Source organism: Pseudomonas piscis, assembly GCF_009380155.1.
GTDB lineage: Bacteria > Pseudomonadota > Gammaproteobacteria > Pseudomonadales > Pseudomonadaceae > Aquipseudomonas > Aquipseudomonas piscis.
This window is the reverse complement of the sequence record NZ_WHUV01000003.1, coordinates 565,689-579,807: the sequence shown is the minus strand read 5'-3', so window position 1 is coordinate 579,807 and position 14,119 is coordinate 565,689. Positions and strand designations below refer to the sequence as shown.

Annotated in this window: 14 protein-coding genes and 2 pseudogenes; 7 read left to right on the top strand and 9 right to left on the bottom strand. The window is 61.6% G+C overall.

The features are described 5' to 3' along the window. Entirely contained in the window at positions 1–918 is a 918-nt protein-coding gene (locus GDH07_RS19575) for a LysR family transcriptional regulator (protein WP_103326485.1), read from the bottom strand. Between the two features lie 123 nt (positions 919–1,041). On the opposite strand from GDH07_RS19575, the gene GDH07_RS19570 reads away from it, so the two are divergent. The 4 genes from GDH07_RS19570 to GDH07_RS19555 all read left to right on the top strand — a co-directional run bounded on the left by GDH07_RS19570 (position 1,042) and on the right by GDH07_RS19555 (position 3,672). Further along, the gene (locus tag GDH07_RS19570; RefSeq protein ID WP_022640409.1) at positions 1,042–1,473 is read left to right on the top strand and encodes a PACE efflux transporter; all 432 of its coding nucleotides are present in this window, start codon (positions 1,042–1,044) and stop codon (positions 1,471–1,473) included. A gap of 98 nt (positions 1,474–1,571) precedes the next feature. Beyond that, positions 1,572–2,204, top strand: a complete 633-nt coding sequence (locus tag GDH07_RS19565) for a glutathione S-transferase family protein (RefSeq protein WP_085597328.1) — start codon at positions 1,572–1,574, stop codon at positions 2,202–2,204. 31 nt (positions 2,205–2,235) lie between these two features. After that, positions 2,236–2,976: an NAD-dependent epimerase/dehydratase family protein gene (locus GDH07_RS19560; protein WP_022640411.1), complete on the top strand. Its 741-nt coding sequence runs from the start codon at positions 2,236–2,238 to the stop codon at positions 2,974–2,976. 180 nt (positions 2,977–3,156) lie between these two features. Beyond that, entirely contained in the window at positions 3,157–3,672 is a 516-nt protein-coding gene (locus tag GDH07_RS19555) for a hypothetical protein (RefSeq protein WP_152898582.1), read from the top strand. Between the two features lie 69 nt (positions 3,673–3,741). On the opposite strand, the pseudogene GDH07_RS32920 reads toward GDH07_RS19555, so the two are convergent. The 3 genes and pseudogenes from GDH07_RS32920 to GDH07_RS19545 all read right to left on the bottom strand — a co-directional run. Continuing rightward, positions 3,742–4,167 (bottom strand): annotated as a pseudogene (locus GDH07_RS32920) (methyl-accepting chemotaxis protein); the annotation flags it as partial. Between the two features lie 120 nt (positions 4,168–4,287). After that, a pseudogene (locus tag GDH07_RS32915) lies at positions 4,288–4,956 on the bottom strand (PAS domain-containing protein); the annotation flags it as partial. Positions 4,957–5,596: 640 nt separating this feature from the next. After that, positions 5,597–6,457, bottom strand: a complete 861-nt coding sequence (locus tag GDH07_RS19545) for a LysR family transcriptional regulator (protein WP_022640414.1) — start codon at positions 6,455–6,457, stop codon at positions 5,597–5,599. A gap of 101 nt (positions 6,458–6,558) precedes the next feature. On the opposite strand from GDH07_RS19545, the gene gstA reads away from it, so the two are divergent. Together gstA and GDH07_RS19535 are read left to right on the top strand one after the other, a co-directional pair. After that, positions 6,559–7,161 carry a glutathione transferase GstA gene (gstA, locus tag GDH07_RS19540; RefSeq protein WP_085597332.1) on the top strand — a complete coding sequence of 201 codons (603 nt, stop codon included), beginning with the start codon at positions 6,559–6,561 and terminating at the stop codon, positions 7,159–7,161. Positions 7,162–7,289: 128 nt separating this feature from the next. Beyond that, positions 7,290–7,697, top strand: coding sequence for a GNAT family N-acetyltransferase (locus GDH07_RS19535; protein WP_152898581.1), 408 nt, complete (start codon positions 7,290–7,292; stop codon positions 7,695–7,697). A gap of 9 nt (positions 7,698–7,706) precedes the next feature. Here GDH07_RS19535 and def read toward each other — a convergent pair whose 3' ends face one another. The 3 genes from def to GDH07_RS19520 all read right to left on the bottom strand — a co-directional run bounded on the left by def (position 7,707) and on the right by GDH07_RS19520 (position 9,561). Continuing rightward, entirely contained in the window at positions 7,707–8,246 is a 540-nt protein-coding gene (gene def, locus GDH07_RS19530) for a peptide deformylase (protein ID WP_152898579.1), read from the bottom strand. A 2-nt stretch (positions 8,247–8,248) separates the two neighbouring features. Next, the gene (locus GDH07_RS19525; protein ID WP_022640419.1) at positions 8,249–9,193 is read right to left on the bottom strand and encodes a YihY/virulence factor BrkB family protein; all 945 of its coding nucleotides are present in this window, start codon (positions 9,191–9,193) and stop codon (positions 8,249–8,251) included. 176 nt (positions 9,194–9,369) lie between these two features. Next, the gene (locus GDH07_RS19520) at positions 9,370–9,561 is read right to left on the bottom strand and encodes a CsbD family protein (RefSeq protein WP_022640420.1); all 192 of its coding nucleotides are present in this window, start codon (positions 9,559–9,561) and stop codon (positions 9,370–9,372) included. Positions 9,562–9,772: 211 nt separating this feature from the next. Between GDH07_RS19520 and GDH07_RS19515 the strand changes: the two genes are divergently transcribed. Further along, on the top strand, positions 9,773–10,150 hold the full coding sequence (locus GDH07_RS19515; protein WP_053137205.1) for a hypothetical protein: 378 nt from the start codon (positions 9,773–9,775) through the stop codon (positions 10,148–10,150). Between the two features lie 55 nt (positions 10,151–10,205). Here the strand turns inward: GDH07_RS19515 and fadD1 are convergent, their stop codons facing one another. Together fadD1 and fadD2 are read right to left on the bottom strand one after the other, a co-directional pair. Beyond that, positions 10,206–11,897, bottom strand: a complete 1,692-nt coding sequence (gene fadD1, locus GDH07_RS19510; RefSeq protein WP_022640422.1) for a long-chain-fatty-acid--CoA ligase FadD1 — start codon at positions 11,895–11,897, stop codon at positions 10,206–10,208. A gap of 342 nt (positions 11,898–12,239) precedes the next feature. Beyond that, the gene (gene fadD2, locus GDH07_RS19505; protein ID WP_022640423.1) at positions 12,240–13,928 is read right to left on the bottom strand and encodes a long-chain-fatty-acid--CoA ligase FadD2; all 1,689 of its coding nucleotides are present in this window, start codon (positions 13,926–13,928) and stop codon (positions 12,240–12,242) included. Positions 13,929–14,119: the final 191 nt, after the last annotated feature.

The following is a 14,119-nucleotide window of genomic DNA, read 5'->3' as shown; positions in this document are numbered from 1 at the left end:
TTACGCCACCGGCACAGGCGGGCTATCGAGCGCCGGGTCCTGGCCGCTGAGCAGTTGCACCAGGGCCAGGGCGCCTTTCTGCAACGCTTGGCTCTTGAGCCACACCGCATGCACCGGCAAGGTCAGGCCGTTGTCGATGTTCTTGAAACGCAGGCGCTGCAGACGCCCGGCCGCGAATAGCGGGCGCAACACCGACAGCGGGAAGTTGCCCCAGCCGATCCCCGCTTCCACCATGTGCAAGGCCATGGCCAGGCTGTCGGTGCGCCAGCGGGATTCGCCCACCAGGGGCCGGGTATCACTGATGGGCAAGTCGCGGCTGGCCACCACCACCTGGCGTACCTGGATCAGGTCCTCCAGGTACAGGCTGCCGTCGCTAGCCTGGAACAGCGGATGCCGGGCGGCAATACAGGCCGTCATGCGCTCGCTGCCCACGTACTGGAAGTATTCCAGGGCGTTGACGCTCAAGCCGGCGAATGCCACCGCGACACTGACCCGCCCGCTGTGCAGCAACTGCAGCACATCGTCCTGCGGCGCACTGAGCACTTCCACCTCCAGCAACGGGTAACGCTCGGCAATCAGCTTGATCGCCGCCAGCACTCGCTGCTTGTCGATATCGTCCACCACCGCCACCGCCAGCTTGCTTTCCAGGCCCAGGGACAGCTCGACGGCATGTACCTGCAACTGTCGCAGCTGATCGGCGATCAAGCGCGCATGGGGCGCCAGGGCCAAGGCCAGCGGCGTCGGCACCGGCTCGCGATGGCTGCGATCGAACAAGGCATAACCCAGTTCGGCCTCGAGGTTGGCGATCCCCATGCTGACTGCCGAGGGCACCTTGCCCAGGAACCGGGCGGCGGCGGAAAAGGAGCCGCGCTCGAGCACGGCAAGAAACAACTGGATGCTGTCGCTGGAAAAATTCATCGCCCCAACCTATCAGAAATACTGAAAGCTTCCGACTTTTTCTGTCACTTCAATTGAAGCTATCTTCTGCGCACTTCACCAGCTCCAGGCTGGCTTCCCCCCCTTTTTCACCAAGGAACTCCCATGCAAGGCGTGAAACGCAAACTGGTCTATGTCTCGCTGTTCGAAGTATTCGGCATGACCTTCTCGGCCCTGGGCCTGGCCCTGCTGTCCGGCACCTCGCCCACCAGTACCGGCCCGCTGGCCGTGATCATCACCAGCATCGCCGTGACCTGGAACTTCATCTACACCAGCCTGTTCGAGCGTTGGGAAAGTCGTCAGGTCTCGCGGACCCGGACCGTCAAGCGGCGCATCGCCCATGCCGTGGGCTTCCAGCTGACGCTGATCGTGTTCCTGATCCCGCTGATCGCCTGGTGGATGGACATCAGCCTGGTACAGGCCTTCCTGCTGGACCTGGCGCTGATCCTGTTCATCCCGTGCTACACCTTCGCCTTCAACTGGTTGTTCGACCGGGTCTTCGGCCTGCCCGCCTCGGCGCTGCCCGACCCGGCCTGAAAACCGCCAGCGTTGCGCCGGGTAAATTGCCCGTCGCGGCGCCGGCGCGACGCTGTTAGATTCCCAGGACCTGCCAGAACCAAGAACAAGGAAGCGTCATGGGAACCCCCTGCAGAATTCTCGGTAAAGCCTCGTCCATCAACGTCAGGAAAGTCTTGTGGACCTGCGAGGAACTTGGCTTGCCCTATCAACAGGAAGACTGGGGCAGCGGCTTTCGCTCCACCCACACCCCTGAATTCCTTGCCCTCAATCCCAATGCCCAGGTCCCGGTGCTGATCGACGACGCCGGCGTCCTGTGGGAGTCCAACAGCATCTGCCGCTACCTGGCCAACCTGCATCCGGGCAGCGGCCTGCTGCCGATCGCTCCGCGGGCCAGGGCCCTGGTGGAGCAATGGATGGACTGGCAGGCCACGGAGCTCAACCCGTCCTGGAGCTATGCATTCATGGGCCTGGTGCGCCAACACCCCGACTGCCAGGACAGCCGGCGCCTGGGGGCCAGCCTGCTGGCCTGGAATGCCAAGATGCAGATCCTCGAACAGCAACTGGCCCGCACCCAGGCCTATGCCGCCGGCGATGATTTCAGCCTGGCGGATATCGTCCTCGGGCTGTCGGTCAATCGCTGGCGAATGACTCCCATGGAGCACCCGGACTTCCCCGCCGTGGCGGCCTACTACGAACGCCTGAGCCAGCGCCCGGGTTTCCTGTTGCACGGGCGCAACGGCACGCCTTGACCCAGCCTCACTCAATCACTGGAAGTACGACATGGACAGACTCAACGTACTGCTGACTGGCGCCTGCGGCCGGATAGGCAAGGTATTTTTCCAGGGCAGCCTGGAGCGCTACCGCTTCACCCTCACCGATCGGCTGGAACCGACCTTCGAGGTTCCTGCTCCCCACCGCTTCGTGCGCCTGGACCTGAACGACCCGCAGGCCATCGAGCAATTGCTGGCCGGCATCGACGTCATCGTGCACCTGGCCGGGATTCCCCATGCCCAGGCCGGCTTCGACGAGTTGCTCCCCAACAACATCCTCGCCACCACCTACCTGTTCGAGGCGGCAGCTAACGCCGGCTGCCAGCGCCTGGTGTTCGCCAGCAGTGCCCAGACCATCGAAGGCTACCCCGTGGATCGGCAGATCGACACGAACATGCCCGTGATGCCGGCCAACCTGTACGGCGTGAGCAAGTGCTACGGCGAGGCGCTGTGCGGGTTCTATGCCGGCAAGGGACTGTCGTGCATCGCCTTGCGCATCGGTGCCTTTGAGTTCCCCGACCAGCATGAACTGACCACCACCCGCGACCTCAGCGCCTGGCTCAGCCCACGGGATGCCGTACAACTGCTGCAGCGCGCGGTACAAACGCCAGGAATCCGGCACTTCATCGGCCATGGCATTTCCAACAACCGCTTCAAGCGCCTGGATCTGAGCGAAACACGGCGTGTCCTGGGTTATGAACCGGTGGATGATGCCTTCCAGCAAGACTTCGGCATCGCCATCACCTATTGAGCCAGTCCCCGACCCTGGCAAGCCGGCCAAGCCGGTTATTGCCAGGAAGCGGCAAGAACTGTCCGCTTTCTGCCTTCTCGGGCCTGCCCCCGGCCACAACCCCTTGATTTACAAGGACCTGATCGTGGGCATGGAATTTGCTAAATTTTTGGCCTGGTTCCCTTACACAGGTTCTCGATCATGTTCGTTAACGCCCAGACATCCGTTTCAGTGCAGCCTACTGCGCGCACCGACATGGACCCGACCACGGCCGCCGCCAGTGCGTTGTACAGCGGCATGCTGCAACAAGCGCAACAATCGGTGACCGTCCCGGCAACCCAGTCCAACCAGCAGCAGGTCAACAACGTCGACGACAACGTCAACGCCGCCTTCGCCAAGACCCGCGTCCTGCTGCAACAAGCCACGCCACCGACCGCCAATACGCCACAGGCCAACAGCGCGACCCAGAGCGATGCCCTGTCCGATTTCAAGGACTACATGAGCAAAAGCCCCGAGCAGCGCCTGCGCGACAACATCCTCAAGGAGCTGGGGCTGACCGAGGAAGACCTGAAGAACCTGCCGCCGGAGCGCCAGATGGCGATCAACCAGGAAATCACCCAGCGCATGCAAGACAAGGTGAAACTGACCAAGGAAGAACAGCAGCAGTCCAAGGACAGCGTGAAGCCGCTGGAAGAGAAGTTCCTCGCGTCGCTGTAAAGACTGGCAACGCAAGGTCGGATAATGAACAAGGGTTCCCATCGGGAACCCTTTTTCGTACCTGGCCGGCTACTGCAATTGCAGGGATGTATTGAACTGGCTGATGGCATCCACCACATGCCGCGAGCCCTGCTGGATCTCCAGGATCACTTCCCCCGCCTCGTTCGCCAGCTCGACGCCCAGCCCGGTGCGGCTCAGGCTCGATTGCATGCTGGTGACCGCGCTCTTGGACAGGTCGTGGTTCTTGCGCACCACCTCGACGATCTCCACCGTCGCCTGGCTGGTACGGGCCGCCAGGCTGCGCACCTCGTCCGCCACCACCGCGAAACCTCGCCCATGCTCTCCGGCCCGGGCAGCCTCGATGGCGGCATTGAGCGCCAGCAGGTTGGTCTGGTCGGCGATCCCGCGGATGGTCTGGACGATGGTGCCGATGATCTCCGACTGCTTGCTCACCGCATCGATACTGAGCGCCGCTTCGTTCAGATCGCGGGAGATCTGCTGGATGATCCCCACCGTCTGCTGCACCACCTCCGAACCTTTCTGCGCGCAGGCGTCGTTCTGTACCGAAGTGCTATGGGCCGATTCTGCGGCGGACTGCAAGGTGGTCATCTGCTGGGTGATGTCGCTGGCGAACTTGACCACCTTGTACAGCCGGCCCTTGGCATCGAACAGCGGGTTGTAGGAGGCCTCGAGGAACACCGTCTGGCCGTACTTGTTCTCCCGTTCGAAGCGATGGGAGTGGTACTCGCCACGGTTCAGGGAGGCCCAGAACTGCTTGTACTCGGCGGACTCGGATTCGGCCCGGTGGCAGAACATGCTGTGGTGCTGGCCGACGATCTCGGCGAGGGAGTACTGCATGGTCTTGAGGAAGTTGTCGTTGGCCGTGATGATCCGGCCGTCCGGGCTGAACTCGATGATCGCCATGGAGCGACCGATGGCGTTGAGCAGGCTCTGGTTCTCGTGCTCCAGGTGGATCCGGTCGGAAATATCAGAGGCGACCTTGATCACGCTCCTCACCTGGCGATTGGCGTCGAACACCGGCATGTAGCTGGCTTCGAGCCAGATCTCCTCGCCCTTCTTGTTCAGCCGCACGAAAGTGTCGCTGATCGGTTCGCCCCGGGCCAGGTCGCGCCACAGCTTGTTGTAGTCCTCGCTGCGGTAGAACTCTTCTTCGCAGAAAATCCGGTGATGCTTGCCGCGTATTTCCTCGACGGAATAACCCATGACCTGGCAGAAGTTCTCGTTGGCGTCGAGGATGACTCCATCGGGGGAAAACTCGATCATCGCCATGGAACGACTGATGGCCGCCAACTTGCCGTTGGCTTCGCTCAAGGCGCAGTTGAAACGCTCGATTTCCAGCAGGTCAGCCTTGTGATGTAGGTTAAACATGGTCGTATCACCTTCAACGCTGTCTTTTGATTGACGGAAGTTCCTAGTCTTTCAACTGATCCACCACAACGTTCATAAAACATGGCAAGCGCTCCCTGCATATGCGCAAGGAAGTGTCAGGTGATAAATGATGTTTAATCGGAGAGTCCATGTTGCAACACTCTTATCAAGCCATCCTTTTCTCGATGACCCATTGCCGGGTCGGACCTAACAGGACATCAGGCTCCCTCCGAGCGAACGCTCCTGAGCCGGCGACGCCTCTGGCCTGGCACTCTTGCGGTGACCGGCAGCTCCGGCGCAGCGTTCTGGAAAGAGTCGAACAAACATCGTCTACATGGACATGAACATCGCGAAGCTGATATTCGAAGGCCGACGGATACGAATTTTCACGCTTGAGCATAGACAGCCGTCGACTCTATGCAAGTCCACTAGTCAGGCTGTTCGCGCAACTTTCCCGGCATTGCAGTTGATTAGCGATCATGTAACAAACAAGACACGAACATTGCCTGCTTACTGCTCTTGAAGAGGCTGCCCGTCAACGCTCGTCGAGAATGTCGAGGAAGGCTCGCACCAACGCATTGGGCTCGCTGCCGGTGGCCGGCACCAGGGCGAACTCACGCTCCAGGGCAGTGGCCAAGGGCACTACCCGCAGTCCCTGGCGCTGTTCGGGCAAGGTGCTGCGGGGCACCAGGGTCACTCCCAGCCGTTCGCGCACCAGGCTGAAGGCGCTGTTCCACTCGCGCACCTCGACCCGTACATCCGCCAAGGCCAGGCCCGCCTTGGCGGCCAGGCTGCGAGCATTCACCGAGCAGCCGCCCGTGGCCAGGACGAAGGGCTGGGCCACAAGGCTCGCCAGGTCGATGCTGGACCCGCGCCAGGCATGATCCTCGGGCAGTACTGCGACCCAGGAGTCGCGGCCCAGCAACCACGAGCGACGCTCGGGCTCCGGGTTCAGCACCACGCCCAGGTCCACCAACTGCGCGTCGAGCAAGGCATCCACTTCGTCGTCGCTGACCTCCAGTTGCACCACCTCGATCCCCGGGTAGAGCTGGTTGAAGCGCTGCAGCAACGGCGGCATGAAGGTCGCCATCACCACCGGAAACCCCGCCAGCCGCAAGCTGCCCCGGGGGATGCCGCGGGCGGTGTCCACCAGCTGGCGAATCTGCGCCAGGGAGCCAAGCATCGCTCGTGCCTGCTCCAGCACTTGCAGGCCGATCGCCGTGGGCAGTACCCGACGGTGGTCGCGGACGAACAAGCGCACGCCAAGCATGTCCTCCATCTGCGCCAGGGCCTGGCTGGCGCCGGATTGCGTCATGCCCACTTGCCCGGCGGCGCGGGTGATGGTGCCGTACTCGGCAATGGCCACCAACAACCGCCAGTGCATCAAGTTCATCATGACAGTAGCTATCCTTATGGAGTATTTCTGAAAGAGTAATTTTACCCATGTTGCCGGTGTCCTCCACACTGGCTCCACCTTCACCTCAAAGGGAATTGCCCATGAAACTCTACTACGCTCCCCAAGCCTGCTCCCTGGCCTCCCACATCATCCTGCGGGAACTGCAATTGCCGTTCGAACTGGTCCGCGTCGACGTCCACACCAAACGCACCGCGGACGGCCAGGACTTCTACAGCATCAACCCCAAGGGCTATGTGGTGGCGCTGCAGCTGGACAACGGCGAGCTGCTGACCGAGGGCCCCGCAGTCCTGCAATACCTTGCCGACCTCAAGCCCGAGGCCGGCCTCGCCGCAGCCAATGGCACCTGGCAGCGGGTCCGCCTGCAAGAGACCCTGAACTTCATCACCACTGAAGTCCACGGCATCCTCAACTGGCTGTTCAACCCCGATTTCGGGGACAAGGCCCGGGAAATTTTCCGCCAGAAATTGGCCAAGCGCCTGGCCTTCGTGGACAAGCAACTGGAACGCCAGGATTACCTGCAAGGCGCCCAGTTCGGAGTCGCCGATGCCTACCTGTTCACCGTGCTGCGCTGGACTGCGCTGTTCGATATCGACCTGGCGGCGTGGCCAGCCCTGGTGAAATTCCAGGCCCGTGTCGAACAACGCCCGGCCGTGCGCGCGGCGCTGGAAATCGAACTGGCCTGAGCCGACCGCTGACCTTTGAGCGGTACCGAACCGGTGCCGCCTCCCGGATCGATCACGCTGGTACGAGCCACCTGTGATCGGCCCGGGATTTCCTTATAATCCGCGCTCCTCCACCACCCGCCGTGCCCATGCCCAGCTACCGCATCAGCCAGCTTGCCGAGGCCTCGCGGCCCTTGCTGAACAAGTTCTATCGCCAGCATCGATCATCCATGCGCGCTTCGGCCGATGGCCAGCTGTGGGTGTTGCGCGATGGCGAGATTCTGGCGGGAATGAGCCTGAGCCCGGTGGCCCAGGGACATTGGTTGACGGGGTTGTTCGTTGCCCCGCCCCAACGCGGCCAGGGTTTGGCCGGGCGTTTGCTGGAAGGCGCGCTAGGTTCGCTCGAAGGCCCGGTCTGGCTGTTCTGCCACCCGGACCTTGTCCCCTGGTACCAACGCCTGGGATTTGTCGCCGCTCTCCAACTGCCGCACCCCCTGGCCGAACGGCTGCTGCGCTACCAGCGCAGCAAACCGCTGCTGGCCATGGCCCGGGGTTGAACCCCGCAGTCAGTCGTCGGCCTGGGGATCGAGGTCGGGAAACAGCACCTCGGTGAACCCGAACTTGCGAAAATCGCTGATACGCGATGGGTACAGGCGGCCGATCAAGTGGTCGCATTCATGCTGCACCACCCGGGCATGGAAACCCGAGGCCACGCGGACGATGGGCTCGCCCCTGGGATCGAAGCCTTCGTAGCGGATATTCCGGTGACGCTGGACCACGCCACGCATGCCAGGTACCGAGAGACAGCCCTCCCAACCCTCTTCCAGTTCCGGGTTCAAGGGGGTGATCAAAGGGTTGATGAGGATGGTCTGCGGCACCGCCTCGGCGTCCGGGTAACGCTCGCTGTGCTCGAAACCGAAGATCACCAGCTGCAGGTCGACGCCGATCTGCGGCGCCGCCAGCCCCACGCCACCGACGCTTTCCATGGTCTGGAACATATCGTCGATCAGCTCCCAGAGTTGCGGGCTGTCGAACATCTCGGGCGGTACCGGGGGAGCGATGCGCAGCAGGCGCTCATCGCCCATCTTGAGGATTTCACGGATCATGTTCAGGCTTCGTCAGTGCTCGGCTGGAGCGAGTGATCGCGGCCCAGTCCCGAAACGTGTTGTTTGTCGCCGGGCTCGTCAAAGTCCTTTGCACCAGGGTCCTTGCCTTCGGCCGACATGTGTTCGATCACCGCATTCATTTCCGCCCCCAGCAACAACACCGCCGAAGAGATGTAGAAGTACAGGAGCAGGACGATGATCGCGCCGATACTGCCATACATCGCATTGTAGTTAGCGAAGGTTTTCACATAGTAGGCGAACCCCAGGGAAGCGATGATCCACACCACCACCGCCAGCACCGAACCTGGGGTGATGAAGCGGAATTTCTGCTTCACATCGGGCATCACGTAGTACATCAAGGCCACCGCCACCATCATCAGCAGCACGATCACCGGCCAGCGCAGGATGGTCCACAAGGTGACGATGAAATCCTCCAGGCCCACCTGCCCTGCCAGCCAGGCCATCACCTGCGGCCCCAGGACCATCAGCGCCGCAGCCGCCAGGAGCATGCCGGCGATGCCGACGGTGTAGAAGATCGACAGCGGGAAGCGCTTCCAGATCGGCCGCCCCTCCACCACGTCGTAGGCGGCATTCATCGCGCTCATCATCAGCCGCACGCCCGCCGAGGCGGTCCACAGGGCGATGACGATACCCACCGACAACAGGCCACCCTTGGACTGCTGCAATTGGTCGATCACCGGGTTCACCTGCTCCAGGGCTTCGCGGGGCAGCACCAGCTCGGCCTGCAAGCGCAGCCAGGAAAAGAAGTCCGGCAGGTGCAGGAAACCGATCAGGGCGATGAGGAAAAGGATGAAGGGAAACAGCGAGAACAGCATCTGGTAGGCCAGGGCCGAGGCATAGGTGGACATCTCGTCCGCGATGAATTCGTTGACCGTGCGGATCAGCACCCGATGCAAGGGCAGGCCTTTGAGGTCCGGGAAAATCATAGCGTCTCCTTTCGCCGCAAAAAGGTTGAAGTCGCTGGCGACTCAGGGGGCGTTTTCTACAATAAATTAGCCTAGTTGGCGAACCACAACCACGGTGGATGCCGGATCACGGCTATCGCGGACATGAAAACGGCCATCCGAGGATGGCCGCCGGGACTGCTCTCGAGCATGCCGTGTCAGGCCTTGTCGATCGTCTTCTTCACCGCGTCCTTGGCCTTGCCAAGAGCCTGCTGGGCTTCGCCTTTCTTTTCCTGGATCTTGCCCTCGGCCTGCAACTTGGTGTTGTCGGTCGCCTTGCCAACACCTTGCTTGACGTTGCCGACGGCTTCATTGACCAGACCTTTTGCCTTATCCGCTGTGCTACCCATGGTATTTCTCCGTGAGACGATGGTGGTTCGAACAAAAAGGGAAATGCGTTGCTACCCTGGGTTGACCTGCGGCCGTTGCGCAGAGTTTCAATTATTTTGCTCCAGCCTTCGATCGCCGATCCGCAGTTGCGCTTTATGTTTGCCGGGCAACCCTGGAGAATGCGCGGCCGTTCAGGCCAAGCCCTGAAGATCCCATTTGCGTAGGAAGCTTATGAAATTCGATAAAAAGCAGGCCATCGCCCGTAGAAACCAGGAACTGGGCCGCGCGGTGCTGGACGTCGACAATTGCCAGTTCGCGGAGCTCAACCGCAACCGCAATATCTGGTGGTTCGACATTCTGCTCGCCCGCCTGGCGGTCGGCCAGCAAGAATGGCTGCACCTGCTGCTGTACACCCCAAGCACCGACCAGTTGATCCATCTGAAGGTGCCGACCAGCTTCCTGCGCAAGAAACGCGAAGGCCTGGAAGTGCGTAACGAAGGCAAGCGCAAGGCGGCCCTGAGCCTGGAGCTGAGCGCCGACAAGGACTCCTTCCTCAAAGATGTACGCCCTGCCGGTACCGGCGTGGGTTTCGCCCAGTTCCAGCAGTAATTGGCCGGCATGAAAAAGCCCCGCACTGGCGGGGCTTTTTCATGGGCGCTACGGCTTACTTCTTCACGCCGAGCTTCTTCAGTTCTTCGTCACGCAGCTCGCGGCGCAGGATCTTGCCGACGTTGGTGGTCGGCAGGGCATCGCGGAACTCCACAGCCTTGGGCACCTTGTAGCCGGTGACGTTGGCGCGCATGTGGGTCATCACCTGTTCCTTGGTCAGGGTTACCCCCGGCTTGGCGACGATGAAGATCTTGATGGTCTCGCCGGACTTCTCGTCCGGCACGCCGATCGCCGCACACTGCAGGACGCCCGGCAACGAGGCCAGCACATCTTCCAGTTCGTTGGGATACACGTTGAAACCCGAGACCAGGATCATGTCCTTCTTGCGATCGACGATACGGATGTAGCCGTCGGGCTGGATCAGGGCGATGTCACCGGTCTTCAGCCAGCCTTCGCTGTTGAGGACTTCGTCAGTGGCGTCCTGGCGCTGCCAGTAGCCCTTCATCACTTGCGGGCCCTTCACGCACAGCTCGCCGACTTCACCCAGGGGCAGTTCCTCGCCAGCATCGTTGACCACGCGGCACAGGGTCGACGGCACCGGGATGCCGATGGTGCCGATCTGGATGTTCTGGATCGGGTTGACCGTGGCCACGGGGCTGGTTTCGGTCATCCCGTAGCCTTCGCAGATCGGGCAGTTGGTCACCGACTTCCAGCGCTCGGCCGCGGCCAATTGCAGGGCCATGCCGCCGGACAGGGTGACCTTCAGCGCGGAGAAGTCCAGCTTGCGGAACGCCTCGCTGTTGCACAGGGCGACGAACAAGGTGTTGAGGCCGACGAAACCGCTGAACTTCCACTTCGACAGTTCCTTGACCATCGCCGGCAGGTCGCGCGGGTTGGTGATCAGGATGTTGTGGTTGCCCATCAGCATGATGGCCATGCAATGGAAGGTGAACGCATAGATGTGGTACAGCGGCAGCGGCGTGATGAGGATCTCGCAACCTTCGTTGAGGTTCGAGCCCATCAGGGCCTTGCATTGCAGCATGTTGGCCACCAGGTTGCGGTGGGTCAGCATCGCGCCCTTGGCCACGCCGGTGGTACCACCGGTGTACTGCAACACCGCCACGTCGGAACTGGCCGGGCTGGCCTCGCGAACCGGCTGGCCCTGGCCCTTGCGCAGCACGTCATTGAACTTGATGGCCTGGGGCAGGTGATAGGCCGGCACCATCTTCTTCACGTACTTGACGACGCTGTTGATCACCAGGCGCTTGAGCGGCGGCAGCAGGTCGGCCACCTCGGTGATGATCACGTGCTTGACCCCGGTCTTGGGCACCACGCTCTCTGCCAGGTGGGCCATGTTGGCCAGGCAGACCAGGGCCTTGGCCCCGGAGTCGTTGAACTGGTGTTCCATTTCCCGTGCGGTGTACAGCGGGTTGGTATTGACCACCACCAGGCCGGCGCGGATCGCACCGAATACCGCGATCGGGTACTGCAGCAGGTTGGGCAGTTGCAAGGCGATTCGATCGCCAGGCTGCAAATCGGTATGCTGTTGCAGGTACGCGGCAAAAGCCCCGGACAGCTCGTACAGCTCACCGTAGGTGATTGTCTTGCCGAGGTTGCTAAAGGCCGGTTTGTCAGCGAAACGTTGGCAGGACTGCTTCAACACCGCCTGAATATTCGGATACTCGTCTGGATTGATATCGGCAGCAATCCCAGCTGGGTACTTATCCTTCCAAAAGTCTTCGATCATGGAAGCCCACTCCTCAGCAACGCGAATTCATCACCGCATTCGATGCGATTTTTATTGGGTGTGTGTTTTTATTGGTGTCTTTTTTGTGGTGAGTCTGGCTTTTTACTAGGCCGAGAAGTCACAAAGCGCGCCGAGAGTAGCAGCTTTGGAAAAGGCCGCCTAGAGCCAAAGAAGGCCTGATTAGTCACTAATGTGACTCAAGACCATTCAATGGTCACTTTTAGAGTAAAAATTCTACATCCACCGATTCCGCTCTGGCCCGCGGCTTTGCGCCCGGCCAAGGCAGCGCGGGCAAGCCGTTGCACCAACCGGCTTGCCCGCGCAGGGTCGAACGGACGGGATTCAGGCGATATCACGCAGCTCGCGGCGCAGGATCTTGCCCACCGGGGTCATCGGCAGCGACTCGCGCAGGACGATGTGCTTGGGCACCTTGTAGCCGGTGAAATTCTCCTTGCAGTAGGCCTTGAGTTCTTCGAGGCTGACCCCTGTTTCCCGGGGCACGACGAATAGCTTCACGGCCTCGCCGGAGCGTTCGTCCGGCACCCCGATCACCGCGCAGTTGGCCACCTTCGGGTGGGCCATGACCACATCTTCGATTTCGTTCGGGTACACGTTGAAACCCGAGACGATGATCATGTCCTTCTTGCGGTCGACGATACGCACGAAACCGTCCGGATCGATCACTGCGATATCCCCGGAACGGAACCAGCCCTCGGCATCCAGCACCTCGGCCGTGGCCTCGGGCTTCTGCCAGTAGCCCTTCATGATCTGCGGCCCCTTGATGCACAGCTCGCCACGCTCGCCCAGCGGCAACTCGACGCCCTGGTCATCGATGACCTTGACCAGGGTGCCCGGTACCGGCAGGCCGACGGTGCCCAGCCGTGAACTGTCGCCATAGGGGTTGGTACAGGCCACCGGCGACGTCTCGGTCAAGCCATAGCCTTCGGTGATGCGGCATCCAGTGAGTTTCTGCCAGCGCTCGGCCGTGGCCTTGACCAGCGCCGTACCGCCGGAGTTGGTCAGCTTGAGGTTGGAGAAATCCAGGTTCTTGAATTCCGGGTGGTCCATCAGCGCCACGAACAGCGTGTTGAGGCCCAGGAATGCCGAGAACCGCCAGTTCTTCAACTCCTTGATGAAGCCACCGATATCCCGCGGATTGGTGATCAGCACGTTGTGGTTGCCGGTGACCATCATGCACATGCAGTTCGCGGTGAAGGCATAGATGTGGTACAGCGGCAGCGGCGCCACCATCACCTCCTGGCCCTCACGCCACTGGGTGTTGCCATCGGGGCCGTGCTGGCCAAGACAGGCACGGGCTTGCTGCATGTTGGCCACCAGGTTGCCGTGGGTCAGCATCGCGCCCTTGGCCAGGCCGGTGGTGCCGCCGGTGTATTGCAGCACGGCGATATCGTCGAGACCTATCGCCAGCGGCTTGATGCCCTGGCCACGCCCCAGGCGCAGGGCGCTCTTGAAGGAGATGGCCTGGGGCAGGTGGTAGGCCGGCACCATCTTCTTGACCTTGTCCACCACCATGTTGACCAGCCAGCCCTTGGCGGTGGGCATCAGGTCACCCATGCGGGCCTCGATCAAGTACTGCAGATCGGTGTCGCCCAGCACTTCCTGGACCTTCTGCCCGAACATGTTCAGGTACACCAGGGCCCGGGCTCCGGAGTCCTTGAACTGATGGCGCATCTCGCGCGCGGTGTACAGCGGGTTGGTATTGACCACCACCAGGCCGGCGCGCAGGGCACCGAACACGGCGATCGGGTATTGCAGGACGTTGGGCATCTGCACCGCGATGCGATCCCCGGGAGCCAGGTCGGTCTGGCTCTGCAGGTAGGCGGCGAACGCCGCGCTGTGGCGCTCCAGCTCGGCATAGGTCAGGGTCACTCCCATGTTGCTGAAGGCCGGGCGGTCGGCAAATTTCTTGCAGGAACGCTCAAACACCTCGATCACCGACTTGTAGGCCCCCTGGTCGATGTCGTTGGGGACGCCGGCGGGGCGCTTATCATTCCAGAAATCAGGTTGCATTATTCTTGTCCTCTTATTTTGCCTGAACGATCCTGGCCGCCTCTGCAACGCTGCCAGGGCGGGGCTCTTCGGACGTTAGCAGCTATGGCGATTCAGGCAAATATGGGCAAGTGTGTCATTAATTGTGTGAATCTTGCTTCCAACAGGCGCCCGAATCGGACGCGCCGGCAACGATGGGCTATATAGTGCAG

Bases quoted from the DNA above. Each gene is read 5' to 3' on its own strand.
- GDH07_RS19575 (WP_103326485.1), bottom strand. From the start codon at position 918: ATGAATTTTTCCAGCGACAGCATCCAGTTGTTTCTTGCCGTGCTCGAG.
- GDH07_RS19570 (WP_022640409.1), top strand. From the start codon at position 1,042: ATGCAAGGCGTGAAACGCAAACTGGTCTATGTCTCGCTGTTCGAAGTA.
- GDH07_RS19565 (WP_085597328.1), top strand. From the start codon at position 1,572: ATGGGAACCCCCTGCAGAATTCTCGGTAAAGCCTCGTCCATCAACGTC.
- GDH07_RS19560 (WP_022640411.1), top strand. From the start codon at position 2,236: ATGGACAGACTCAACGTACTGCTGACTGGCGCCTGCGGCCGGATAGGC.
- GDH07_RS19555 (WP_152898582.1), top strand. From the start codon at position 3,157: ATGTTCGTTAACGCCCAGACATCCGTTTCAGTGCAGCCTACTGCGCGC.
- GDH07_RS19545 (WP_022640414.1), bottom strand. From the start codon at position 6,457: ATGATGAACTTGATGCACTGGCGGTTGTTGGTGGCCATTGCCGAGTAC.
- gstA (WP_085597332.1), top strand. From the start codon at position 6,559: ATGAAACTCTACTACGCTCCCCAAGCCTGCTCCCTGGCCTCCCACATC.
- GDH07_RS19535 (WP_152898581.1), top strand. From the start codon at position 7,290: ATGCCCAGCTACCGCATCAGCCAGCTTGCCGAGGCCTCGCGGCCCTTG.
- def (WP_152898579.1), bottom strand. From the start codon at position 8,246: ATGATCCGTGAAATCCTCAAGATGGGCGATGAGCGCCTGCTGCGCATC.
- GDH07_RS19525 (WP_022640419.1), bottom strand. From the start codon at position 9,193: ATGATTTTCCCGGACCTCAAAGGCCTGCCCTTGCATCGGGTGCTGATC.
- GDH07_RS19520 (WP_022640420.1), bottom strand. From the start codon at position 9,561: ATGGGTAGCACAGCGGATAAGGCAAAAGGTCTGGTCAATGAAGCCGTC.
- GDH07_RS19515 (WP_053137205.1), top strand. From the start codon at position 9,773: ATGAAATTCGATAAAAAGCAGGCCATCGCCCGTAGAAACCAGGAACTG.
- fadD1 (WP_022640422.1), bottom strand. From the start codon at position 11,897: ATGATCGAAGACTTTTGGAAGGATAAGTACCCAGCTGGGATTGCTGCC.
- fadD2 (WP_022640423.1), bottom strand. From the start codon at position 13,928: ATGCAACCTGATTTCTGGAATGATAAGCGCCCCGCCGGCGTCCCCAAC.